The organism is Nonomuraea sp. NPDC001636, assembly GCF_040298265.1.
Classification (GTDB): Bacteria; Actinomycetota; Actinomycetes; order Streptosporangiales; family Streptosporangiaceae; genus Nonomuraea.
The window spans coordinates 1-23,819 of sequence record NZ_JBEOZT010000021.1 but is presented as its reverse complement, the minus strand read 5'-3'; the positions used below and the strand labels follow the sequence as shown (position 1 = coordinate 23,819).

13 protein-coding genes are annotated in these 23,819 nt (G+C 74.0%); 5 read left to right on the top strand and 8 right to left on the bottom strand.

Features of this window, described 5'->3' with window-relative positions; all coding sequences use genetic code 11:
- The first annotated feature begins 79 nt into the window (after positions 1–79).
- Positions 80–1,204 (top strand): WD40/YVTN/BNR-like repeat-containing protein, encoded by a 1,125-nt coding sequence (locus ABT158_RS32640; protein ID WP_352360022.1) that lies wholly within the window; start codon positions 80–82, stop codon positions 1,202–1,204.
- A gap of 59 nt (positions 1,205–1,263) precedes the next feature.
- On the opposite strand, the gene ABT158_RS32635 is transcribed toward ABT158_RS32640, so the two are convergent.
- The 7 genes from ABT158_RS32635 to ABT158_RS32605 all read right to left on the bottom strand — a co-directional run bounded on the left by ABT158_RS32635 (position 1,264) and on the right by ABT158_RS32605 (position 18,083).
- Positions 1,264–2,205, bottom strand: a complete 942-nt coding sequence (locus tag ABT158_RS32635; protein ID WP_352360020.1) for a threonine ammonia-lyase — start codon at positions 2,203–2,205, stop codon at positions 1,264–1,266.
- Positions 2,202–10,499, bottom strand: coding sequence for a non-ribosomal peptide synthetase/MFS transporter (locus ABT158_RS32630; protein WP_352360018.1), 8,298 nt, complete (start codon positions 10,497–10,499; stop codon positions 2,202–2,204). Before ABT158_RS32630 ends, ABT158_RS32635 begins: the two co-directional genes overlap by 4 nt.
- The gene (locus ABT158_RS32625; protein WP_352360382.1) at positions 10,496–11,509 is read right to left on the bottom strand and encodes a non-ribosomal peptide synthetase; all 1,014 of its coding nucleotides are present in this window, start codon (positions 11,507–11,509) and stop codon (positions 10,496–10,498) included. Before ABT158_RS32625 ends, ABT158_RS32630 begins: the two co-directional genes overlap by 4 nt.
- Positions 11,485–15,174 (bottom strand): non-ribosomal peptide synthetase, encoded by a 3,690-nt coding sequence (locus ABT158_RS32620; RefSeq protein ID WP_352360016.1) that lies wholly within the window; start codon positions 15,172–15,174, stop codon positions 11,485–11,487. The genes ABT158_RS32625 and ABT158_RS32620 overlap by 25 nt, the downstream gene beginning before the upstream one ends.
- A gap of 1,498 nt (positions 15,175–16,672) precedes the next feature.
- Positions 16,673–17,164: a tetratricopeptide repeat protein gene (locus ABT158_RS32615; protein WP_352360014.1), complete on the bottom strand. Its 492-nt coding sequence runs from the start codon at positions 17,162–17,164 to the stop codon at positions 16,673–16,675.
- A gap of 100 nt (positions 17,165–17,264) precedes the next feature.
- Positions 17,265–17,624: a hypothetical protein gene (locus ABT158_RS32610; protein WP_352360012.1), complete on the bottom strand. Its 360-nt coding sequence runs from the start codon at positions 17,622–17,624 to the stop codon at positions 17,265–17,267.
- 51 nt (positions 17,625–17,675) lie between these two features.
- A complete protein-coding gene (locus tag ABT158_RS32605; RefSeq protein ID WP_352360010.1) occupies positions 17,676–18,083 on the bottom strand; it encodes a VOC family protein in 408 nt (135 codons plus the stop codon).
- Positions 18,084–18,163: 80 nt separating this feature from the next.
- On the opposite strand from ABT158_RS32605, the gene ABT158_RS32600 reads away from it, so the two are divergent.
- Complete coding sequence (locus ABT158_RS32600; protein WP_352360008.1) at positions 18,164–18,739, top strand: TetR family C-terminal domain-containing protein; 576 nt, start codon at positions 18,164–18,166, stop codon at positions 18,737–18,739.
- Between the two features lie 212 nt (positions 18,740–18,951).
- Here the strand turns inward: ABT158_RS32600 and ABT158_RS32595 are convergent, their stop codons facing one another.
- The gene (locus ABT158_RS32595; RefSeq protein WP_352360006.1) at positions 18,952–20,106 is read right to left on the bottom strand and encodes a cellulose binding domain-containing protein; all 1,155 of its coding nucleotides are present in this window, start codon (positions 20,104–20,106) and stop codon (positions 18,952–18,954) included.
- A gap of 203 nt (positions 20,107–20,309) precedes the next feature.
- On the opposite strand from ABT158_RS32595, the gene ABT158_RS32590 reads away from it, so the two are divergent.
- The 3 genes from ABT158_RS32590 to ABT158_RS32580 form a co-directional block, all read left to right on the top strand.
- The gene (locus ABT158_RS32590; RefSeq protein ID WP_352360004.1) at positions 20,310–20,702 is read left to right on the top strand and encodes a VOC family protein; all 393 of its coding nucleotides are present in this window, start codon (positions 20,310–20,312) and stop codon (positions 20,700–20,702) included.
- Entirely contained in the window at positions 20,699–21,574 is an 876-nt protein-coding gene (locus ABT158_RS32585) for a sigma-70 family RNA polymerase sigma factor (RefSeq protein WP_352360002.1), read from the top strand. The genes ABT158_RS32590 and ABT158_RS32585 overlap by 4 nt, the downstream gene beginning before the upstream one ends.
- Positions 21,575–21,731: 157 nt before the next feature.
- A partial coding sequence (locus ABT158_RS32580) for an ATP-binding protein (protein WP_352360000.1) occupies positions 21,732–23,819 on the top strand: 2,088 nt, incomplete at its 3' end.

Below are 23,819 nucleotides of genomic sequence, written 5' to 3'. Positions count from 1 at the left end.
GCCGCGGGCAGACCTAGCCTGAGCATCGCATTCACCGATAGGAACGAACGCGTACCAGATTCCTGTCGGGGAGGCAGTTTTGAAGAAGGCGTTCACCATCGGGCTCGCGACCGCGCTGACGGTCTTGTGTGCCACCACGCCCGCCGTGGCGAGGACCTCCAATGAGGGTTTCGACGGCTCGGGCTGGAGCCGGCCGGTCTGCCAGACGGTCGCCGGTGACGGCTCTGTGACGTATGCGTGGAACGACGGCAAGAAGATCGCGTCCACCAGCAAGGTGCTCGGCCCGATCGTCTACACCACCGGGCTGGTCGCGCTCGACCGCCCGAACCAGTTGCTGGCCATGTCCAACAGGCAGTTGCTGGCCTCCAAGGACGCGGGTTGCACCTGGAACGTGGCCGGCGAGGTCAAGGGCTCCTACATCGAGCTGGCCGCCGCCCAGGGCGGCCGGGCCTACGCCTGGGACCGTGACGGCAACCTGGCCCTCGCCACGCCCGAGGGCGTCACGCCGCTCACCGGGCCGGGCGGCGACCTGATCGGGATCGGCGTGGACCGGGGCGACGGCGACCGCCTGCGGGCGTCCGACCTGCTGGGCCAGCTGCACGAGTCGCGGGACGGCGGGCGCACCTGGCAGCCCGTCGGCGTGCCGGCCTGGTCACCGAGCGACACCCGCATGTCCTACACGGCGGTGTTCGACCCGCACGACCTGGACCACGTGGTGCTCGGCGCCTCCGACACCGGCGCCCGCGTCACCTTCGACGGCGGCCGCACCTGGACCTCGGCCGCGGGGCTGGCCGGGGACGGCGACCGGGTCAACGTGTTCAGCGCCGCGATCTCTCCGGCCGCCGGGAACGTCGTGTGGGCGATGGGGCTCAACCTGGCGGAGCTGGAGGCCGGCGTGCCGTCCGGCGGCCGGCACATCTACCGCTCGGACGACGGCGGCCGGAACTTCACCCCCGCCGTGGACCAGGACGCGGTGGTGACGATCCCCAACGGGCCGCTGCTCGCCCCGCACCCGAAGGACGCCGACGTCCTCTACTTCGACTTCGGCACCGGCTGGTCGGCGATCGGCACGGACATCTACAAGTACGAGTCCCGCAAGGACCGCGTCACCGTCAACCACAACGCCTACGACCGGGTCACCTCCATCGCCTTCAACCCCGCGCACCCGAGCGTGATGTACCTGGGGGTCTCCGAGGAGGCGTAGCGGCCGTCCCCGCCCTCGCGTCCCATGGGTGCTGAACACCATGGGACGCGAGGGCGGCGTCACTCCGCCTGCCGGGCCGCCGGCTGGAGGGCGGGCGCCACGTTGCCGCCGGAGACGATCGCCACGACCGGCCCGTCGGGCAGAAGCGCCTGATGGGCCAGGTAGGCGGCGGTGGTCACGGCCCCGCTGGGCTCGGCGCGCTCGCCCAGCCGGTCCCACAGCAGGTCGGCGGCGGCGTCGATGTCGTCCTCGCGGACGGTCAGCATGTCGTCCACGTGCCGCCGGATGTGCTCCCAGGCCAGCTCGCCCAGCACGGGGCCGCGCAACCCGTCGGCCCGGGTGCGGTAGGTCAGCTCCACCGGCCAGGCCGTCCGGCTGCCGCTGCGGAAGCTGGCCGCGCCGTCGGCGGCGAGCTCGGGCTCGACGCCGATCACGGTGATCGCGGGATCGGCGGCCTTGGCCGCCACCGCGACGCCGGCCAGCAGGCCGCCGTTGCAGACGGGCACCAGGATCGTGCCCGCCTCAGGAAGGTCGAGGACGATCTCCGCCCCGGTGCTGCCGTGCCCGGCGATCACGTCGAAGTCGTCGGAACGCACGACGGTCGCGCCGAGATGGTCGGCCAGCGCCAGGCAGGTGATCTCGCGCAGCGCCGGCGGCACGATGACCACCTCGGCGCCGAGCCCGCGGGCGGCCTCCACCTTGAGCTCCGGCGCGGTGTCCGGCAGGACGACGGTGGCCCGCAGGCCGTGCCGGGCGGCGGCGTAGGCGATGGCCTGGGCGTGGTTGCCCGAGGACTGGGCCACGACGTGCGTGACGCCCTGACCGGCCAGCCGGGTCACCGCGTTCGCGGCGCCGCGCACCTTGAACGAGGCGGTGGGCTGCCGGTTCTCCGGCTTGAGCCACAGGCGTTCGCCGGGCAGCCGCAGCAGCGGCGTGCGCCGGACGAACGGGGCGATGCGGGCCGCGGCGGCCCGCACGTCGGACGCGGAAACCAAGATCATCCGTTCAGCACCTTCTCCTGGATCGCGTTCAGGTCGGCGGCGGCCTCCGAGGGCGGCGCCGCGTCGGGGATGAGGTCCTCGATGTGGTGCAGCGGCCGGTGACGCAGCCCGAGCAGGCCCCAGATCACCAGCAGGACGCCGCTGGCCAGCAGCACCGCCGCGGCGCCGCCGCCCGGCCGGGAGGTCAGTGGTTCGGCCCATTCGGCCAGCGGCCCGGCCGACAGGAAGCCCAGCGGCTGCATGGCCGTGGCCAGCATGACGTTCACCGCCAGCACCCGTCCCTGCAGGTCCGGCCCCACCTTCGTCTGGATGACCGACAACCAGTGCGCGTTGCCGATGCTCATGCAGGCCAGCCGGACGAACAGGCCCACCGCGACCAGCCCCACGACCGGCCACGCGCCCATCAGCACGACACCGACCCCGGAGCCGATCACGAAGGCGATCATGCCGGTCGCCCGGCGGCGGCTGCCGCCCCACACCAGGATCACGCCCGTGCCCACCGCCACGCCGAGACCTCCGGCGGCCGTCACCACGCCCAGGTCGGCCGAGCTGCCGATGGACAACACGATCGGGGTGACGAGCACCCACATCAGCGCGGTGCAGAAGTTGACCACCGCGAAGAAGACCGCCATCACCAGCAGCGGACGCCGCCGGCGGATGAAGCGCCATCCGCCGCTCAGCGCCGCCCGGAAGCTCTCCTCCCGCCGGTGGAACAGCCGGTTCGGGAACCTGACCGCGAGCAGCGTGCCCACGCCGATCGCGAAGGTGGCCACGTCGATGGAGATCACGGCCGACAGTCCGAACAGGCCGATCAGCGCCCCGCCCGCGAGCGGGGCCACCACGTTGCCCGCGCCGAACCCCAGGTTGGCCATGGCGTTGGCCTGCGGCAGGTACGGCTTGGGCACCAGCTGCGCGATCGCCGCCAGGTAAGCGGGCTGATGGAACGCCGTGACCATCGAGGTGACGGCGACGACGAGACAGACGTTCCACAACTCCAGCCGGCCGGTCGCCATCAGCAGCACCAGCGCCCCCATCGCCAGGCCGGACAGGGCGTCGCAGGCGAGCATGATCCGCCGCCGGTCCACCCGGTCGGCCAGCGCGCCGCCCAGCGGGGTGAGCAGCACGGCCGGGATCTGCGCCAGCATCGTCACCAGCGCGAGGTCCAGGATCTCGCCGCTGCGCTGGTAGGCCCAGATGCCCAGCGCGAAGGCGCTGAGCGCGTTGCCCACCGCCGACGCGAACTGGCCGCCGGCGACGGTGTAGAAGGAACGCAGGCCGGTCCGGTCAGGCGCGCGCACCGGATCCGGCAGCTCACCGTCCGACCAGCGCCGTAGCTGGCCGAACACCAGGGCGGCCAGCGGCTCGGCCTGATGGCGCAGGAAGTAGTGACCGGCCCTGGGCAGCACGGCGTGCCCCACCCTCGACGCGAAGGCGCCCCATTCGGCGTAGCGCTCCTCGTGCAGCTGGGTGGCGCGGTCCCGCTCGCCCACCAGGCACAGGATCGGCGCGGCCAGCCGCGGGCCGTCGGCGGCCAGCTCCCGGGTGAACCACTCCTGCGCCTGCGTGGAGTCGTGGCGCATGGCGCGCACCGCGGTCGCCTTGGCGGCCTCGTCCATGTCGTCGAGCAGGCCGCCCGACGCCCGCAGCGCGTCGCGGAACAGCCGGTCGGAGACCAGGCGGTCGCCGCGGAACAGCTTCCTGGCCAGGCCGGGCAGCCGGGCGGACGGGAGACTGCCCGCCGCGATCACGCCCAGCACCGGCACGCCGTCGGCCTCCAGCCTGCGGGCCAGCGCCACGGCCGGCGCGGAGCCGACGCAGTGGCCGTACACCGCCACCGGACGGCTGATCGACGACTTCGCCACTTCGGCGGACAACGCCTCGACGAGCTCCTCCAGGGGCAGCGGCAGCTCGTCTGGCCTGGCGGGGTCGTGGCCGGGCAGCTCGACCGAGAGCACCTCCACCCGGTCCCCGAGCGCGGCCGCCAGCGGCTGGTACACCGCCGCGGAACCGCCGCCGTACGGCACGCAGAGCAGGGTGAACTCGCTGGCCGGGCCCCCGCCCAGCCGGTGCAGCAGCCCCGCGCCGCCCTCCTGGCCGAGGAAGGCGGCCAGCTGGGCGACGGTCGGCCGGGTGAACAGGTCGATCACGCGCAGGCCGCGGCCGATCTCCTTGACCGCGCGGACGGCGGCGAAGGAGTCGCCGCCCAGCGCGAAGAAGTCGTCGTGGGCGCCGATCTCGGCCACGCCGAGCACCTTCGCCCATGCCTCGGCCACCAGCCGCTCGGCCGCCGTGCCGGGCGGCACGAAGGCGGTGGCTTCGGGCTTGGGCTCGGGGAGGGCGGCTCGGTCGATCTTGCCGTTGGGGTTGAGGGGGAGGTGGTCGAGGGTGACGATGTGGGCGGGGACCATGTAGTCGGGCAGCCGTTCGCGCAGTGCCGAGCGGACCGCCGGGATGTCCAGGGCTGCCGGGGTGACCCAGGCGGCCAGCTGCCTGGCCTTGCCTTCACCGATGGGGAGGACGACGGCTTCGCTGATCTGGGGTAGGGCTCGCAGGGCGGTGACGACTTCGCCGAGTTCGACGCGGTAGCCGCGGACTTTGACCTGGTCGTCGACTCGGCCGCGGAACTCGATCTGTCCGTCGGTGGTGAGTCGGAGCAGGTCGCCGCTGCGGTAGCAACGCCCGTCGCTGGTGAGCGGGTCCGGGACGAACCGTTCGGCGGTCAGGTCGGGCAGGCCGATGTAGCCGCGGGTCACCCCCGGGCCGCCGACGATCAGCTCACCCGGCACGCCGGGCGGGACCGGCCGCAGCCGGGCGTCGACGAGGTGCCCGTGGACGCCGGGCAGCGGCGTGCCCAGCGGGACGATCCCCTTTCGCTGCTCGGCCGGGATCTGGTCGGTGTCGCAGACCAGGCAGATCATGGTGGATTCGGTGTGGCCGTAGTGGCTCTGGATGCGCAGGCCGGGTTTGGCGTTGCGGGCTCGTTCGACGAGGTCCCAGGGGCAGGCTTCGCCGGCGAGGATGAGCAGTTTGCCGGGCAGGACGGCGGTCAGGTCGCCGCCGGAGGCCAGGAGTTCCAGGTGGCTGGGGACGCATTTGACGACGTCCACGTGGTGGTGGGTGAGGTAGTCGGCGAACGCGGTGGGGTCCATCGCGATCTCGCGGGGCAGCAGGTGGACGGTTCCGCCGGTGGTCAGCGCGCCGAAGACGCAGGTGAGGCCGAAGTCGGCCGCCGGTGTGGAGACCACGGCGAAGGAGCCGCCGGGGACGTCGATGCGGGGGAGCATTCCGGTGAGGTAGCTCAGGACGTTGCGGTGTTCGGCGGCGACGGCCTTGGGGGTGCCGGTGGAGCCGGAGGTGAAGATGACGTGGTGCAGGTGTTCTGGTCGCACCGCGCTCTCCGGCCTGGTCTCCGGGAGGTCGGGCAGTCGGTCCAGTTCCAGGACCCGCACGTGCGGGCCAAGGCGGTCGGTGAACTCGGACGCCGTGATCACGGCGCGGACTCCGGCGGCGTCGAGCATGGTCGCGATGCGTGCCGCCGGATACGTGGGGTCCATCGGCAGATATCCGCCGCCCGATTTCTGGATGCCGAACAGCGTGCACGCCAGGGAGGCGCCGGGTTCCAGCAGCACGCCGACGGGCTGGTCAGCGCGGACCCCGGCTTGGAGCAGCCAGTGTGCGATGCGGTTGGCGGAGGTTTCCAGTTCGGCGTAGGTGAGGCTGCGGTCCGCGCCGACCACGGCGGGCGCGTCCGGGGTGGCGTCCACCCACTGTTCGATCAGGTGGTGGACGGCCTGGCCGGGCGCGTCCACGGGCGCGGGACCGGCCAGGGCGGGCCCGGTCACGGGCTCCAGCGGCACCGCGCCGACCGGCGTGTCCAGGTCGGACAACATCCCGTCCAGCAGGGCGAGGTACCAGTCCACCAGTCTGCGGACGGTCGCCTCGTCGAACAGGTCCGTGCGGTAGCCGAAGCCGCCGCGCAGAGGCGACCCGGGGCCGCTGTCGAGCACGTACAGGTCCAGGTCGAACTTCGCCGTCCGCTCGGGGAGCTCGATGGAGGTCGCCTCCAGGCCGGGCAGCTCGGGACGTCCCTGGTCGGGGATGTAGTTGAGCATCACCTGGAACAGCGGGGTGGCGGCCAGGTTGCGTTCCGGCCGCAGCCGGTCCACCACCCGGTCGAACGGCGCTCCCGCGTGGGCGAGCGCCCCCAGGGCGGCCTCCTTGACCCGGTCCAGCAGCTCCCGGCCGGTCGGGTCGCCGCCCAGGTCGGTGCGGACCACGACGGTGTTGATGAAGCAGCCCACCACGCCCTCGGTGTCGGGATGGTCCCGTCCGCTGACCGGCACGCCGACCGCGATGTCGTGGACCGCCGACAGCCGCGCGAGCAGCGCCTGCAACCCGGCCAGCAGCACCATGAACGGCGTCATGCCAGGCGCCGACCGTACCTTGGCCGCCAGCTCCGCCGGCAGCTCGACCTCCAGCGACGCCCCCGCCGGGTCGGCCACCGCGGGCCGAGGACGATCCGTCGGCAGGTCGAGCACGGGCGGCAGCCCCCGCAGCCGTTCCGCCCACCAGTCGAGGTCGGTCAGGGCCGGGACGGGCGCCACCTCCGCGTACTGGGCGGGCGGCGGGCCCGGCGGCGGGCGCAGTCCCAGCCGGGCGGCGTACAGCGCCGACAGCTCGGACTGCAGGAGGCCACGCGTCCAGGCGTCCGTGGCGATGTGGTGGAAGGTGAGGGAGAGCACGTGCTCCGCGTCGCCGACCACGAACAGCACCGCCCGCATCGGCGGCTCCCGGTCCAGCGCGAACGGCGTGGCCAGCTGCTCGGCCACCGCCCGGTCGACCTGGGAACGGTCGATGGTCACGGTGGTCACCGGCACCTCCGCGGCCGGCCGTACCTCCAGGACAGGTTCGGCGCCGGTGGCGACGATCACGCTGCGCAGCACCTCGTGCCGCTCGGCCAGGTCCCTGACCGCGCCCAGCAGCGCGTCCGCCTGCAGCGTCCCGCGCAGCCGCAGGGTCATCGGGACGTTGTAGGCCGTGCCGTCCGGCTCCAGCTGGGCCAGGAACCAGAGCCTGGCCTGGGCGCCGGACAGCGGCGCCGGGCCCTCCACGCGCTCGCGTCGCGTCACCGCCGCCGAGGCGGGGCGGGGGAGCGCGGCGGCCAGGTCGGCGAGCACGGAGTGCTCGAAGAGCAGCCGCACCGGTACGGCGATGCCGAGCTGCTCGCGCAGGCGGCCCGCCACCCGGGTGGCGGCGAAGGAGTGCCCGCCCAGCGTGAAGAAGTCGTCGTTCGCCCCCACCTGGTCCACGTCGAGCACTTCGGCCCACGCCTGGGCCACCAGTCGCTCGGCGGCCGTGCTCGGCGGCACGAAGACCACCGCCTCCTGCTGCGGTTCGGGCAGGGCGGCTCGGTCGATCTTGCCGTTGGGGTTGAGGGGGAGGTGGTCGAGGGTGACGATGTGGGCGGGGACCATGTAGTCGGGCAGCCGTTCGCGCAGTGCCGAGCGGACCGCCGGGATGTCCAGGGCTGCCGGGGTGACCCAGGCGGCCAGTTGCCTGGCCTTGCCCTCGCCGATGGGGAGGACGACGGCTTCGCTGATCTGGGGTAGGGCTCGCAGGGCGGTGACGACTTCGCCGAGTTCGACGCGGTAGCCGCGTACTTTGACCTGGTCGTCGACTCGGCCGCGGAACTCGATGTGTCCGTCGGTGGTGAGGCGGAGCAGGTCGCCGCTGCGGTAGCAGCGCCCGTCGCCGGTGAGCGGGTCCGGGACGAACCGTTCGGCGGTCAGGTCCGGCAGCCCGATGTAGCCGCGGGTGATGCCGGGACCCCCCACGACCAGCTCACCCGGGACACCCGGCGGGACCGGCCGCAGCCGCGAGTCCACCAGATGGCCGTGGACACCCGGCAGAGGACGGCCCAGCGGGACGATCCCGGTCCGGCGTTCCGCGGGGATCTGGTCGGTCTCGCAGACCAGGCAGATCATGGTGGATTCGGTGTGGCCGTAGTGGCTCTGGATGCGCAGGCTGGGTTTGGCGTTGCGGGCTCGTTCGACGAGGTCCCAGGGGCAGGCTTCGCCGGCGAGGATGAGCAGTTTGCCGGGTAGGACGGTGGTCAGGTTCCCGCCGGAGGCCAGGAGTTCGAGGTGGCTGGGGACGCATTTGACGACGTCCACGTGGTGGTGGGTGAGGTAGTCGGCGAAGGCGGTGGGGTCCATCGCGATCTCGCGGGGGAGCAGGTGGACGGTTCCGCCGGTGGTGAGCGCGCCGAAGACGCAGGTGAGGCCGAAGTCGGCCGCCGGTGTGGAGACCACGGCGAACGAGCCGCCGGGGACGTCGATGCGGGGAAGCATTCCGGTGAGGTAGCTGAGCACGTTGCGGTGTTCGGCGGCGACCGCCTTGGGCGTCCCCGTGGAGCCGGAGGTGAAGATGACGTGATGCAGGTGCTCGGGCCGGACCTCCACGCGGGGCCGCTCGGCGGGCAGGTCGGGCAGTCGGTCCAGTTCCAGGACCCGCACCTCCGGGCCAAGGCGGTCGGTGAACTCCGACACCGTGACCACGGCGCGGACTCCGGCGGCGTCGAGCATGGTCGCGATCCGCGCCGCCGGATAGGTCGGGTCCATCGGCAGATATCCGCCGCCCGATTTCTGGATGCCGAACAGCGTGCACGCCAGGGAGGCGCCGGGTTCCAGCAGCACGCCGACGGGCTGGTCAGCGCGGACCCCGGCTTGGAGCAGCCAGTGCGCGATGCGGTTGGCGGAGGACTCCAGCTCGGCATAGGACAGGCTGCGATCCGCGCCGACCACGGCGGGCGCGTCCGGGGTGGCGTCCACCCACTGTTCGATCAGGTGGTGGACGGCCTCGCCGGGCGCGCCCACGGGCGCGGGACCGGCCAGGGCGGGCCCGGTCACCGGCTCCAGAGGCACCGCGCCGACCGGCGCGTCCAGGTCGGACAACATCCCGCCGAGCAGGGCGAGGTACCAGTCCACCAGTCTGCGGACGGTCGCCTCGTCGAACAGGTCCGTGCGGAATTCGAGCACGCCGTCGAACCCGTCCCCGCGATTCTCCAGCGTCAGGTTGAGGTCGAACTTGGCCGTCGGCGACGTCAGCCGCTCGGTCGCGACCTCGACCCCGGGCAGGCTCATCGGGGTGACGCTGTCGTACACGTTCAGCATCACCTGGAACAGCGGGGTGACCGACAGGTTCCGCTCCGGCTGCAACCGCTCCACGATCCGCTCGAACGGCGTGCGGCTGTGGGCGAAGGCGTCCAGCGCGGTGGTGCGGGCCCGGGCCAGCAGCTCGCGCCCGGTGGGGTCGCCGCCGACGTCGGTACGCAGCACCAGGGTGTTGAGGAAGCAGCCCACCACGCCCTCGGTGCCGGGATGGTGCCGCCCGGCGTGCGGGACGCCCACCGCGATGTCGTCGCTGCCGGCCAGCCGGCCCAGCAGCGCCTGCAACCCGGCCAGGAAGACCATGAACGGCGTCGTCCCGGCGGTGGCCCGCACCTTGGCCGCCAGCTCCCCGTGCACCTCGAACCCGACCGTGCGCCCGCTCCAGGCCGGCACGGCGGGACGGGGCCGGTCGGTGGGCAGGTCGAGCACCGGGGCCAGCCCGGTCAGCCGCCGCGTCCACCAGTCCAGGTCGGTCTCGCCGGCCGTGTCGTGCGCGTTCTGGCCGGCCTCCCAGGCGGCGACGTCGGCGTACTGCAGGGCCGGCGGCTCCGGACGGGGGCCGGCGCCGAGCCGGGCCGCGTACAGCGCCGACAGGTCGCGCAGCAGCACCTGCTCCGACCAGGCGTCGGTCACGATGTGGTGCAGGACCAGCACGAGCACGTGGTCGTCGGCACCGAGCCGGAACACCGTGGCACGCATGGGCGGCTCGGCGTCCAGCCGGAAGGGCCGCCAGGCCTCGGCCCGCAGCTCCCGCTCCAGCGACTCGGGGGTCACCTCCACCACGCTGACGGGCACGCCGGCGGCCGGCCGCACCCGCCGGCCCTCGACGACGCCGCGCAGCACCCAGTGCCGCTCACCCACGTCGGCCAGCGCGCCGGTGAGGGCGTCGAGGTCCACCGGCCCGCGCAGCCGCAGCGCCTGCGGCACGTTGTAGGCGGGGGAGTCCGGCTCCAGCTGGGCCAGGAACCACAGCCGCTCCTGGAGCGGGGACAGCGGCATGTCCGCGGCCGACAGCGCCGGAATGCCCGCCGGAGCGGCTTCCTCAAGGGTCTCGGCCGCGGCCCGCGCCGCCGCGAGCCGGGAACGGAGCAGGTCGGCGACCCGGTCCCGCTGCACGTCGGTCATGCCTCCACCCCGTCCGTCAGGTCGGCGAGCAGCAGCTCTTCCAGGGCGGCGGCGAAGTCGGCGAGCACCGGACGGTCGAAGAGCAGCCGCACCGGCACGGCGAGCTGCAGGACCTCGCGGAGCCGTCCGGCCACGCGGGTGGCGGCGAAGGAGCTGCCGCCCAGGGCGAAGAAGTCGTCGTCGGCCCAGACGGCCGGACGGCCGAGCACCGCCGCCCAGATCGAGGCGACCATGATCTCGGCGTCGGAGGCGGGCGGGACCCGTTCGGCCTGCGGGCCGTCACCGGGCTCGGGCAGGGCGTCCCGGTCCACCTTGCCGCTGGACAGGGTGGGCAGCGCGGCCAGCGCCACCCACCGCCGCGGCACCATGTGGTCGGGCAGCCGTGCGCGCAGATGTCGCTCCATCGCCGCGGGGTCGGCCGTCTCGGGCGTGACGTAGCCGACCAGGTGGGCCTGGGCGCCCGTGCCGGACACGGTCACCGCGCCCTGGGCCACCTCGTGCAGGACGGCCTCGACCTCGCCCAGTTCGATGCGGTAGCCGCGGACCTTCACCTGGTGGTCGCGGCGGCCGTGGAACTCCAGCGTCCCGTCGGGCCGCCAGTGCGCGAGGTCCCCCGTCCGGTAGCACCTGCCGCCGGGGACGAAGGGATCCTCCACGAATCCGGACAGGCCCGGACGGTTCCGGTATCCCCGGGCCACGCCCGCGCCGCCGAGCAGCAGTTCGCCCACCGCGCCCGGCGGCAGCAGCCGCAGCCGCGAGTCGACGACGTAGGCCCGCTCGCCGGGCATCGGCGAGCCGATCGGCACCGGGCCGGGCTCGCCGGCGGACACGCGGTGCATGGTCGAGGTGACGGTGGCCTCGGTGGGGCCGTAGGCGTTCCACAGCTCGCCGGCCCGCGCCAGGATCTCCGCGGCCAGGCCCGGGTCCAGCGCCTCGCCGCCGGTGACCGCGCGCAGCTCCGCGTCGCCCGTCCAGCCGGCCTCGATCAGCATCCGGTACGCCGTCGGCACCAGGTCGAGCACCGTGGCCTTGGCGGCGGCCTCGGCCAGCGCGTGACCGTCCCTGCGGTGGCCCTGTCCACCACCACGCTGGTCCCGCCGCAGGTCAGGACCGTCCACAGCTCGGAGGCCGCGGCGTCGAACGTCAGCGGCGCCACGGCCGGCTGCACGTCGTCCGGGCCCAGGCGCAGCGCGGCCGCCGTGCCCGCCACCAGGGCGGCCAGGTTCGCGTGGGTGACCTCGACGCCCTTGGGCGTGCCGGTCGAGCCGGAGGTGTACATCACGTACGCCAGGTCGCCGGGCCGGACCTCGGGCAGCTCGGCGCGGCCGTCGAGCTCCAGCCGGTCGAGGTCCAGGACGTCGAGCCCCGGCACGCCGCCCCTGGCGAGCACGACGCCGGCCCCGGCGTCCTCGGCCAGCAGGCGCAGGCGCTCGGCCGGGTGCTCGGGATCCATCGGCAGGTACGCCGCGCCCGCCCGCCACACGGCCAGCAGGACGGCGGGCATCAGGTGGTCGCGCGGCAGGCAGACGCCGACGACGTCCCCGGGCGCCACGCCGTGCTCCAGCAGCGCCGCCGCCGCCCGGTCGGCCCAGTCGTTCAGGTCGGCGAAGCTCAGCGACGTGCCGTCGGGGCCGACCACGGCCGTCCCCGTGGTGTGGGCCGCGATCGACCGCGGCACGGTCGGCAGCGGTTCCGGCAGGTCCGGCCCGGCGGCCAGCGCCAGCAGCGCGGCCCGCTCGTCCGGGGTGACGAGCTCCAGTTCGCGGCCGGGGTCCGTCATGGCGTGCCGGAGCAGGGCGATCAGGCGGTCCACGTACGCCTCGGCGCGGTCCCGGCCGAGCAGGGCGGTGGCGTACTCCAGGTGCAGCTCGCCGCCGGACGCGGTGCGGTTGACCAGCACGCTGAGCTCGTGCCCGGCGGCTCCCGAACCGAGCTCGGTGAGCAGTTCCAGACCGTCCACGCGCACGGGGACCTCGCTGTGCTGCATGGCCAGCAGCACGGCGGCGCGGGGCAGCTCGGCGGGCAGGATCTCCTGGTGGATCAGCGCCCGCGTGGTGGCGTCCGCGGCCTGGCGCACCAGGTCGCGGAAGGTCGCGGCGTCGCCGGTCCGCAGCCGTACCGGCACCGTGTCGACCAGCGGGCCGACGACCCCGGCGAGCTCGGCGCCGGCGCGGCGCGCCGCGACCGCGCCGATCAGCGTGTCCGGTTCGGCGCCGGCCAGGGCGAGCCCGGCCAGGTAGACCGCGAACGGGGTCGCGCCGCACCGCCTGGCCAGGGCGGACACGCCGGCCACGAACTCCTCCGGCAGCGGCCTGGTCACCCGCGCCGCCGTCAGGTCGGCGGGCGCCGGAGGCGTCACCGGCGCGCCCGACAGCTCCCGCTGCCAGAACTCGCGCAGCCGCGGCAGCTCCGGATGCCCCTCCTGCTCGCGCACGGCCACGTCGCCGACCTGGACGGCGGGCCCGGCCACCGGCCGTCCGGCCAGCCCGGCGGCCAGCTCGTCCATCAGGATGCCGACCGAGCCGCCGTCGAAGGCGAGGTGATCGGTCACGACCACGAGCTCGGCCGCCGCCTCGCCGGTCCAGCACAGCTCGGCCCGGACCAGCGGCACCTCGTCCGCCACGTCGAACACGTACGCGCCCGCGCGCCTGGCCACCCGCTCCGGGTCGGCCTCGGGGCCGTGCTCGGCGAACGGCACCGGCACCGGCGGATGCGTCACGGCGTACGGCACGCCGTCCTCGCCCACGGCGACGGTGCTGCGCAGCACCTCGTGCCGGGCCACGACGGCGTCCAGCGCCGCCCGCAGCGGCGCGGCGTCCCGCAGGCCGCTCACCCGCAGCCGGACCGACACGGTGGTGACCGGCTTGCCCGGATGGAGCTGCCGCAGGGTCCAGAACTCGCGCTGCATGCCGGTCAGCGGGTACGTGCTCCGGCCGCCGTCCCGCCGCACCGGCTCCTGGACGGTCTCGCGCAGCCGGGACGCCAGCCCCGCCGCCGTGGGCTCGGTCAGGAACGCCGCCGGCGGCACGGTGTGCCCCAGCCGGCGCGACAGCTCGTTCACCACCTTGACCGCGGCCAGGGAGTGTCCGCCCAGGTCGGCGAAGCGGTCCAGCACGCCGATCCCGTCGAGGCCGAGCACCTCGGCGATGACGTCGGCCACCAGGCGCTCGTCGTCGGTCCGCGGCGCGACCGGCGCGGCGGCGACCAGCCGCGTGGAGCCGAGCCTGGGCAGGGCCGCGCGGTCCACCTTGCCGGTGGGGGCCAGCGGCAGGCTCTCGCTGATCCCGATCCGGGCCGGGACCAGGTGTCCGGGCAGCCGGTCGCCCAGCCACTCGCGCAGCTCGGGCTCGCTCACCCCGGTCGCGGCGACGTGGCCGACCAGGTGGGCGGCCCCGTCGTCGCCGGTCTGCGCGAGCACCACGGCCCGCCGCACCGCGGGGTGGGCGTCCAGTACGGCCTCCACCTCGCCGAGCTCGACCCGGATGCCGCAGATCTTGACCTGGTCGTCGGCCCGGCCCGCGTAGCGCAGCTCGCCGTCCACCCGGCGGACCAGGTCGCCGCTGCGGTAGACGCGGACGCCGTCCGGGCCGGAGCCGAACGCGGGGGAGTCCACCCCCAGGTATCCGCGGGCCACCACGGGGCCGCCGATCCACAACTCGCCCAGCTCACCGTCCCGGACGGGCAGGCCCTGCGCGTCGCGCACCGACAGCACGGCGCCGGCCAGCGGCTCGCCGAGGGGCGGCTCGCCGTCGAAGTCGCGTCCCGCCTCGAAGAAGGTGCAGGCGGTGCTGCACTCCGTCGGGCCGTACATGTTGAGGACGCGCCGGACGTTCGGGTTGGCGTAGATCTGGCGGATCAGCGCGGCGGTCAGCGGCTCGCCGCCCGACACCACCGTCCGCACCCCGGCCGGCAGCGGGTCGCGCAGCAGCACCGACAGCGCGGACGGGACGCCGAAGACCGTCGTCACCTCGTCGCGGGCGGGCAGGGACGGCAGCGCCAGCAGGTTCTCCGCCATGATCACCGTGCCGCCGGCGACGAGCGGGACGAACAGCAGCATGATCGAGGCGTCGAAGCAGATCGACGCGCTGGCCAGCATGCCGCCCAGCTCCTCGGCGCCGTACGCCGACGCGCCCCAGGCCAGGAAGTTCATGGTGTTGCGGTGCTCGACGACCACGCCCTTGGGCGTCCCGGTGGAGCCGGAGGTGTAGATCACGTACGCGGCGTCGGCGGCGTCTCCCGCGACGCCGGGCGCGTCCCCGCGCGGCGCGACGTCGTCGACGTGGACGACCTCCGCCCCGGTGCGGGCGGCCGTCGCGGCCAGCGCCGTCGCGGAGAGCACGGCGGTGACCTCGGCGTTCGCGGCCATGAAACGTAAGCGCTCGGCGGGGTAGGCGGGGTCGAGCGGCACGTAGGCCGCGCCCGCCTTCCACACGCCCAGGAGCGCAGGGAGCAGCCATTCGCCCTGTTCCAGGCAGACGCCGACGTGGTGGCCGCGGTCGATGCCGCGGTCGAGCAGCGTGTGGGCGATGCCGTTGGCCCTGCGGTCCAGGTCGGCGTAGGTGAGGCGGGTGGTGCCGGCTATGACGGCGATGCTGTCGGGGCTTTTCTTGGTTTGGATGGATATGGCCTCGTGAACGCGTGTGCCGGCCCCCGGGCCTTTCACGTCGTCGGTCATGGTATCTCCCCGTAAAACCCACCGCGATTGGCGGCAAATACGTACAAATTGCGCGATGAAGCATAATCCGCATGATCGCTTTGTCGAGTGCTTTCCGGGATGGAGTTGGCCGTCAGCGTGAATGACGTCCCGTAAGGTTTTCCGGTCAAACTCCAGGGGATTCTGTGACCCTGTGTAGTGGCTGATCTCCGGGCGGCGAATTCGTGATCCCGGCCCGTGGAAGAGCGCTGGTTCTGTGGGGGTGGCGTTCCCTCGAAGCCTGGTCAGGTGCCCGCCGTGCTGCAACCCACTGAAGGCCAGCTCGGAGGCATGGCCGCCTCCTCTACAGGACTCAGCACGCCAAGGTCAGGCGCGCCCCGGCAACGGCTCATCGACGTCGCTGTCGAACCCGGCAACACTCAGCCTGACCACACCACCCGCACCCCACCTCACTCCGCCGGGCCGCACCCCACCTCACTCGGTCGGGCCGCACCGCACCTCACTCGGTCGGGCCGCATCGCCGGGCCGTACCGGCCGACCCTGACATCCCCGCCGCGTCATACGGTCGCCACGCCGCCCAACGTCCCCGCCCTGCCCCGCCGTACCGCCCGATCGCCCTGGCGCTCGGTCGCCGCCGGGCTGGCCGACTTCGCGCGGCCGGTCTGGCGGGCAGAGTGACGGTCTGTCTGGCGGGCAGCACGGCGTTCGGTCCAGCACGTGGTCTGGTGGGCGGTTTGGGGGCCGTTTCGCGGGCGGGTGGCCACGACGGCCTCGCTCGTTGCCGTCCGAGCTGGCAGGGCAGCCTTGTTCGTCGTCGTCCGAGCTGGCAGGGCGGCTCTGCTCATTCCCGATCGGCGCGCCCGGGGGCCCTGGCCATTGTCGTCCGAGTCGGCCGTGCGGCTCTGGTTTTGTTGGGGGCGGGGCTGTTCGTCGCCGTCCGGGCTTGTCGGATGGAGGGGCGGTCGCTCTGCCGGGAGCTGGTGGAGGTGCGTCTGGCTGGAGTGCCCCCTGCTGCCCCTGCCGGGCCTGACGTTGGCGCGCCCGGTCTGGCTGCCCTGGCCGCGCACACCTTCGACCCGCCCGGCGGTTTGAAGGCATGAAAGGGAGTCCAGCTTCCAGCTTCCCGGCCTTCGCCTCCCAGCTCTCAGCTCCCTGGCCTCAGCTCTCAGCTCCCCAACTTCTGGTCTCCGGGCCGGCCCTTGGTCCCCGGCCTTTGCTTCCTGGCTCGGGCCCCGGTCCCTGGTTCCTGGTGCCCGCTCCGGGAGTGTCCGCTCCCGTTCTGACTGCTCCGGGCCGCCCGGACTCTCCGGACTCCCCGAGCCCTTGCCATCGGACCGCCGGGGCCACCGGGCCGCTGGGGCCCCAGACGCTCGGGTGGGGTGGTGGTCTCGAGTAAGTGGGTGTCGTTGTCGCTCGGAATTGAAGCTTGTTGTTTTTGGCCTTGTTGAGGATTTCGCCGAAGGGGTCCTGGGTTTTGCGGGGAATTGCTTCGGTGGGAAATGGTGGTGGGAAACTTCGGTCAGGGTTTTGTGGGTGGGGTGACGGAAGAATTGTTGGAGTTCAGCCGGTCGGCCAGACGGTCGAGGCCGCCCCTGATGAGTCGGCCGTAGGCGTCGTCGGCCAGTGCGCCGATGCCGGTTCGGGCCTGGGCGAGGTGGTCGCGGGCGCGGTCGAGATCGCCCAGCTTGCGGTAGCACTCGCCCAGGTTCAGGTGCAGCGACGGGTACAGCGCCACCACCGGGAGCGCCATCCCGGCCTGTGCCACCTGTTCGTCGGTGACCCGGTCGGCGGCGGCGAGCGCGCGCAGGTCCCACATCAGTTCCTGGTGCACGTCGTCCTGGACGTCGGCCATCGAGTGGGCGAGAACGCAGACGTGCAGCGGCTCGCCCTGCTCGCCGCCGATGTCGTCCCAGATCTGCGCGAACAATTCGCGAGCGGCTTCGGGCCGGCCTTGGTGGTGGTGTAAGTCCACCCCTTGGCCGATCCTGGCCATCGTCGGATCGGCGGTCATCGGTGCTCCTTCACTGTCGCGGGAAACAGCGGTCAGCGTACTTGTCCGGACCGATCAGGATGGCCGTCGAGCCGTGGTCGCCGCCGTAATTCGGCGGGTTTCATCCGCGCCGGAGACGTTCGAGGTGCGGCAGTTCGGCCGCGTGCGGGCGGCCGGGCCGGGTGTCCAGGAGCCGCCATCGGGTGGTGACCCCGTCGGGGCCGTCGAGCGTCCCCCGTGCCAGCGCGGCGTCGATGCGGGCCCGCACGTCGGCCTCGGCCGCCGCCTCGGCCGCGAACAGGACCCGCACCCGGACGACGTCGCCCTGCCGGTCGGCGGTCGTGTGGTGCGCCGCGATCGGGCAGGGCGGTTCGTGCTCCCAGTGCCCGCACAGCGCCACGGTGATCGCCGCGCCGGGGGCGCGCACATCGCCGTCGGCGTCCATGACGATCGTCGCCTCATGGGCGAAGCCCGTACGCACCCCTCCATGGTTCACGTACGCGTACGACGGGTCCAGCGCCCGGCGCCGGTCTCACTCGGACGCGTACTGCGACGCGTACTCCTGCGAGGGCGGGATCGGCGTGATCACGTCCACGAGGACGCCGTTGGGGTCGGCGACGATGAAGTGCCGCTGGCCGAAGTCCTCGTCGCGCAGCGCCAGCTCCGGGGTCAGCCCCTCGCGCCCGACCAGGCGCTCCCACTCGGCGTCGACGTCGGCGACCTCGAAGTTGATCAGCAGCCCCGCGACCGGACGGCGGTAGGCGGCGGGCAACGTCGGGTGGCGGTGGTCGAGCAGGGCCAGCTCGTACGGCCCATGGCGCAGGCTCACGTACCAGTCGGCCTCGAAGGTCACCTCATATCCGAACAGCCGGACGTAGAAGTCCTTCGACGCGGCGAGATCGGCCGTGCACACCACCGGATACACGCTGCTCAGCTCCATGCGTTCCTCCTCATTTCACGTACCAACGGTATGTGGGCGTACACTATTTGGGATACCGTCGGTATGTCAAAGGGGACGCAGTGACCAGGACGGAGCAGAAGGAACGCACCCGCCGCACGTTGCTCGCCACGGCGCGGCGCCTGTTCGCGACCAGGGGCTATGCCGGGGTGGGGCTGGCGGAGATCGTCGGCGAGTCCGGCGTCACCAAAGGCGCCCTCTACCACCACTTCGAGGGCAAGCCCGACCTCTTCCGGGCCGTGCTCGAACAGGTGCAGCGCGAGGTGGCCGACCGGGTGGCCGCGGCGGCCGACGCCGAGGACGACCCGTGGGCGCAGCTCAAGGCGGGCTGCGCGGCGTTCGTCGCGGCCGGAGCCGATCCCGACGTGCAGCGGATCATGCTGATCGACGGTCCCGCCGTGCTCGGCTGGAACGAGTGGCGGGCGATCGACGAGGCGACCAGCGTCCGGCACCTGACCGAGGCGCTGGCCGCGCTCGTCGCGGCCGGCGCCATCCCGGCCCAGCCGGTCGCGCCGCTGGCCCGCCTGCTGTCCGGGGCGATGAACGAGGCCGCGCTGTGGCTGGCGCAGTCCGCCCCGGACGAGCTGGCCGACACCCAGGCGGCGCTGTCCCGCCTCCTCGACGCCCTCCGCGCCTGAAGCGGCGGCCCCCACCCTCCGCCGCCGAAAGCTCGCGCTCGCCCCGGGCCTGACCGCTCGGAGGGGCCGGTCGGAGGGGCCGGTCGGACGGGCCGGGCCGGTCGCGCTCGCCACGGCGGCCGGTCGGGCTCGGCGGTTGGCCCGGTTGGGCTCGGCGGGGCGGGGCTGGTGGTCGCCGTGGTCGTCCTCGCCGAGCAGCTACAGCCGGGACGTCAGCCGGTGGCGCAGGTCTTCCCGTTGAGCGCGAAGCTCACCGGCGAGGGCGGCGCGCCGCCGCCGTACGTGGCGGTGAACCCGACCTGGGTCTGCGAGCCGACCCCGATGACCTTGTTCCACTGCTTGTTCACGCCGGCCACCCCCGCGCCGGCCTGGGTCCAGTTCGCGGACCAGCCCGAGACGAGACGCACCGCGGCCGCCGCCGGGTAGTCGACCGTCAGCGTCCACCCGTCGACCGGGGCAGTGCCGGTGTTGCGCACGACGAGCTCGGCGTCCAGCCTCGGCCCTCCCGTCGTGGCCCGGTACGTCACCGTGCACGGCGCGCCCGACGGCAGCCCCTCCCTGGCCAGCGCGGACAGCGGGTCCGACGGCACGCTGACGTTGCCGCCCGCGTCCTTGGCCACCACGACGTACGTGTAACGCTGCCCGACGACCAGGCCGGGTTCGGCGAAGTTCAGGCTCGGCGGGAGGACCGTGCCGACCCTGCTGTACGCCGTCGCCGTCTCCCGGTACACGTCGTACGCCGTCACCGCCACGTTGTCGGTCGACGGCTGCCAGCAGAACGTGACGCCCGGATAGTCCTGCGGGCAGGCGTCCCGCAGCCCGGTGGGCCTGGACGGGGGCACGTGGTCGCCCGGCAGCGGGGTCGGCGAGCTGGTCGGGGTCATCCCGAGCGTCGCCGGCACCGTGATCAGGGCGGACGGCGGGCTGAGGTGCCCCGCCAGGTCCCTGGCCACGACGTACATCGTGTACAGGCGGTTCAGCTCGCCGGAGAAGCCGCCGATCGTGCTGGTCGTGCTGCCGGCGAGGACGAAGCCGTCCGGGGCCAGGCGGTACAGGTCGTACCCGGCGACGCCCGTGTCGTCGGAGGAGGGGGACCAGCAGATGGACGCGTAGCCGGTCGGGTTGGCGGCGAACGGCACCGGGCACGGCCGCAGCCCGCCGGGACGGGTCGGCGGCGCGTCGTCGGCCGCGCCAGAGACAGCCGCGACAGCCGCGCCGGGGACGGCCGCCGCGGGGACGGCCGGGTGCGCGACGTCGTGCGCCGCCGGGACGGAGGCCAGAGCCGTCCGCCCGGTCGGGCCGATCGCCAGCGCGGCGATGAACAACGCCAGAGTGAGGAATCCGAGGGTGAGGCCAACCGCTCCCAAGGATCGTCTGCCAGGCCGCATAGGGCCTCCTTCTGATCGAGCCTGCACCCCCTCGCAGTGATCGTGAACGAGTTTTCAGGTTCCGTAAAGCCGCGAATCCGCCGGGCCGGACCGGCCGTGTTACCTTTTCCCGCCGCCGCTCGTCATGGGGGTGACGACCGAGAACGAACGGTCGTCAGACCCACGAGTGAATCGAGAGCAGGATGCTGACCACCATCATGTACACCACGGTCTACGTCACCGACCAGGACCGCGCGCTGGAGTTCTACACCGCGGGGCTCGGCCTGGAGAAGCGCATCGACGTCCGGGGGCCCGACGGCCGTTTCCTCACCGTCGGCGTGCCCGGCAGCCCGGTCCAGATCCTCCTGTGGTCGTACGCGCCGGCCGCCGGGCAGCCGGGCGTCGCGGGCGGGAACGGCGCGCCGGGCCCGCTGATCCTGGAATCGGACGACCTGCGCAAGGACTTCGAGGTCATGCGCGGGCGGGGCGTCACCTTCGAGGAGTCCGAGCCCGTGGACTACCCGTTCGGCGTCCGCGCCGAGGCGGTGGACCCGGACGGCAACCGGATCTCGCTCCGTCAGCAGCGCAGGCCGTGAGCGTGCACCCGTCCGGCCCGGTGGCCGAGGCGTTCGAGGCCCAGCGCGACCGGCTGCGCGCCGTCGCCTACCGCGTGCTGGGCTCGCACGCCGACGCCGAGGACGTGGTCCAGGAGGCCTGGATGCGGCTGGTCCGCCAGGACGTGTCGGCCATCGGCAACCTGGCGGGCTGGCTGACCACCGTGGTCGGCCGCATCAGCCTGGACCTGCTGCGATCCCGCCAGACTCATCCCGAGGCGGCGTACGGCCAGGAGTTCACGGACCTCCTGGCGACGCCCGACGACGAGCCCACGCCGGACGAGCAGGCGGCGCTGGCCGACTCGGTCGGGCTCGCCCTCCTCGTGGTGCTCGACTCGCTCACCCCGAGCGAGCGGCTGGCGTTCGTCCTGCACGACCTGTTCGCGGTCCCGTTCCACGACATCGGCCACATCCTGGGCAGGTCCGCCGACGCCGCCAAGATGATCGCCAGCCGCGCCCGCCGCAAGGTCCGGTCCACGGACCGGGCGGCGGGCCCCGGCCGCGAGCACCGGGAGGCCGTGGACGCCTTCCGCGCCGCCGCGCTCGGCGGCGACTTCGAGGCGCTCCTGCGGGTCCTCGACCCGGACGTGAAGCTGACCGTGGACACCCCCGGCGGCGTGGTCGTCACCCTCGGCGCCACCGCCGTCGCCGCCGGAGCCCGCATGTTCTCCGGCGAGGTCGCCGGGCAGTGGCCCGTGCTGGTGGACGGCTTCCCCGGCCACCTGTCCTGGCGCGCCGACGGGACCCCGCTGTCCGCCATCGCCTTCACCGTCGCGGGCGGCCGGATCACCGGCATCCACATCGTCGTCGATCCGGCCAAGCTCGCCGCACTCGACCGGCCCGCCCCGGCCTGAGCCGGTGCCACCAAGCCGGCCCGGGCGCGGCAGAGCCTGCCGTCCCGGGCCCGGCAAAGCGTGCCGACTCGGGCGTGGCAAGCCGTTCCGGGCCGGCCGGCCCGCGGCGGGAATGTCGCGTCTGGACCGGTTGAAACGCGCCCCCTACCATGGGCGCGTGCGGCTGAACCTCCTCGGGCCCATGGAACTCGTCGTGGGCGGGCAGGCCGTACCGGTCGGGCCGCCCAAGCAGCGGGCCCTGCTCGCCCTCCTCGCGATGCACGCCGACCGCGTGCTCCCCGCCGACCTGCTGGCCGACCGGCTGTGGGCCGGCGACCCGCCGCCGAGCGTCCAGGGAAGCCTGCAGGTGTACGTCTCCAACCTGCGCCGCCGGCTGGAGCCCGACCGGCGGCCGGGCGCGACCCCGGCCGTCCTGGTCAGCGCCGCCGACGGCTACGGCCTGATGACCGGCGGTCTCGTCCTCGACACGGCGGACTTCGGCACGCTCGTGTCGGCCGGCTCCGCCCACCTGGCCGCGGGACGACACGAGCAGGCGGCGGCCGACCTCGCCGAGGCGCTCGGCCTGTGGCGCGGCGACCCGTACGCGGACGTGCGCGCCCAGGAGTGGGCGCAACCGGAGATCGGCCGCCTGGAGCAGGTACGGCTGGACGCGGTGGAGGCGCTGGCCGCGGCCCTGCTGGGACTGGGCCGCCACACGGACGTGGTCGCGCGGCTGGACCCGTTCGTCCGCGAGCACCCGCTGCGCGAGCGGGCCTGGGAGCTGCTGGTGCTGGCCCACTACCGCGCCGGACGCCAGGCGGCGGCCCTCGAATGCCTGCGCGGGGTGCGCGACGTGCTCGCCGGGGAACTGGGCATCGACCCGGGTCCGCGGCTGCGCGCGCTCGAAGCCGCGGTGCTGCGCCAGGACGCCGCGCTGTTACCGTCCGGCCGTCCCGCCACCCCGCCGTTCACCCCGCCGCCGTCCCCGCCGCCGCCCGTTCCGCCGCGGACGCCGGTGCGCGCGGCGGCAGGGACGGCGGCGGCGCCCGGCGCCGCCGAGCCCGCGCCGGACCAGCCGGTGTTCGTCGGCCGGGAGAGCGCGCTCGCGTTCCTGACCGAGGCGGCCGCGGCGGCCTCCGCCGCCGGGCAGGTCGTGCTGGTGGACGGCGAGCCGGGCGTCGGCAAGACGAGCCTGCTGAGGCGGTTCCGCGCGACCGCGGGCGTGCCGGTCGGCTGGGGGGCGAGCCCCGACCACGAGACCGCGCCCGCTCTGTGGCCCTGGGAACGCGTCCTGCGCGACCTCGCCGCCGCGGCCCCGCAGGCCGCCCTGCCGGGTGAGGTCGTCACGTTCCTGTCGGGCGGTCCGCAGGCGGTCCCGGCGTCCGACGCGCAGGGGGCGCGGCTGCGGTTCTTCGAGGCCGTCGGCACGTTCCTGGCCGCGGTCGGCCCGGCGGTCGTCGTGCTGGAGGACCTGCACGCGGCCGACGACGCCACGCTGCGGCTGCTGGTCCACGTGGCCGCCACCGCCCGGCCGGGCCTGCTGCTGGTGGCGACGTTCCGCCGGCACGAGGCGTCGGCGCTCACCGCCACGCTGTCGGCGCTGTCCCGGCTCGGCGCGCGCCGGCTCGGGCTGGACGGGCTCGCCGCCGAGGAGGTCCGCGCGCTGGTCAAGGAGCTGTCCGGTCGCGATCCGGGCGGCCATGGGGCCGAGGAGCTGCGCCGGCGCACCGCCGGGAACCCGTTCTTCCTCGCCGAGCTGGCCCGGGCGGGCGACGGGCTGCCGCAGAGCGTCCTGGACGTCGTGCTGCACCGGGTGGCCGGCCTGGGGGAGGAGACGTCCCGCGTGCTGGAGCTGGCCGCCGTGATGGGCGACGAGTTCGAGGCGGTCGTCCTGGCCCGGGTCGCCGGCGGCACGGTCGGCGACCTGCTGCCCTCGCTCGACGCGGCGCTCGGCGCGGGGCTGGTCCGGGAGTCGTCGTACCGGCTGGGCGGCTACGAGTTCGCGCACGCCCTGGTGACCGACGCGTTGTTGTCGCGCCGGTCGCGGCTGTGGCGGGCGCGGGCGCACGAGCAGGTGGCGGCCGCCCTCACCGCCGTGCACGGCGACCGCGACGACCGCGACGACCGCGCGGCGGTGATCGCGCGGCACTGGCTGGCGGCGGCGGAGCTGGGACGGCGCCGATCATCCACTTGCCGAGCGGCGGGTGCACCACGTACGAGGCGCACTTGTCGAGCGTCTCCTGCGTGCACGACTGCCAGATGTCGG

Bases quoted from the DNA above. Each gene is read 5' to 3' on its own strand.
- ABT158_RS32605 (WP_352360010.1), bottom strand. From the start codon at position 18,083: ATGGAGCTGAGCAGCGTGTATCCGGTGGTGTGCACGGCCGATCTCGCC.
- ABT158_RS32635 (WP_352360020.1), bottom strand. From the start codon at position 2,205: ATGATCTTGGTTTCCGCGTCCGACGTGCGGGCCGCCGCGGCCCGCATC.
- ABT158_RS32630 (WP_352360018.1), bottom strand. From the start codon at position 10,499: ATGACCGACGTGCAGCGGGACCGGGTCGCCGACCTGCTCCGTTCCCGG.
- ABT158_RS32590 (WP_352360004.1), top strand. From the start codon at position 20,310: ATGCTGACCACCATCATGTACACCACGGTCTACGTCACCGACCAGGAC.
- ABT158_RS32615 (WP_352360014.1), bottom strand. From the start codon at position 17,164: ATGACCGCCGATCCGACGATGGCCAGGATCGGCCAAGGGGTGGACTTA.
- ABT158_RS32620 (WP_352360016.1), bottom strand. From the start codon at position 15,174: ATGACCGACGACGTGAAAGGCCCGGGGGCCGGCACACGCGTTCACGAG.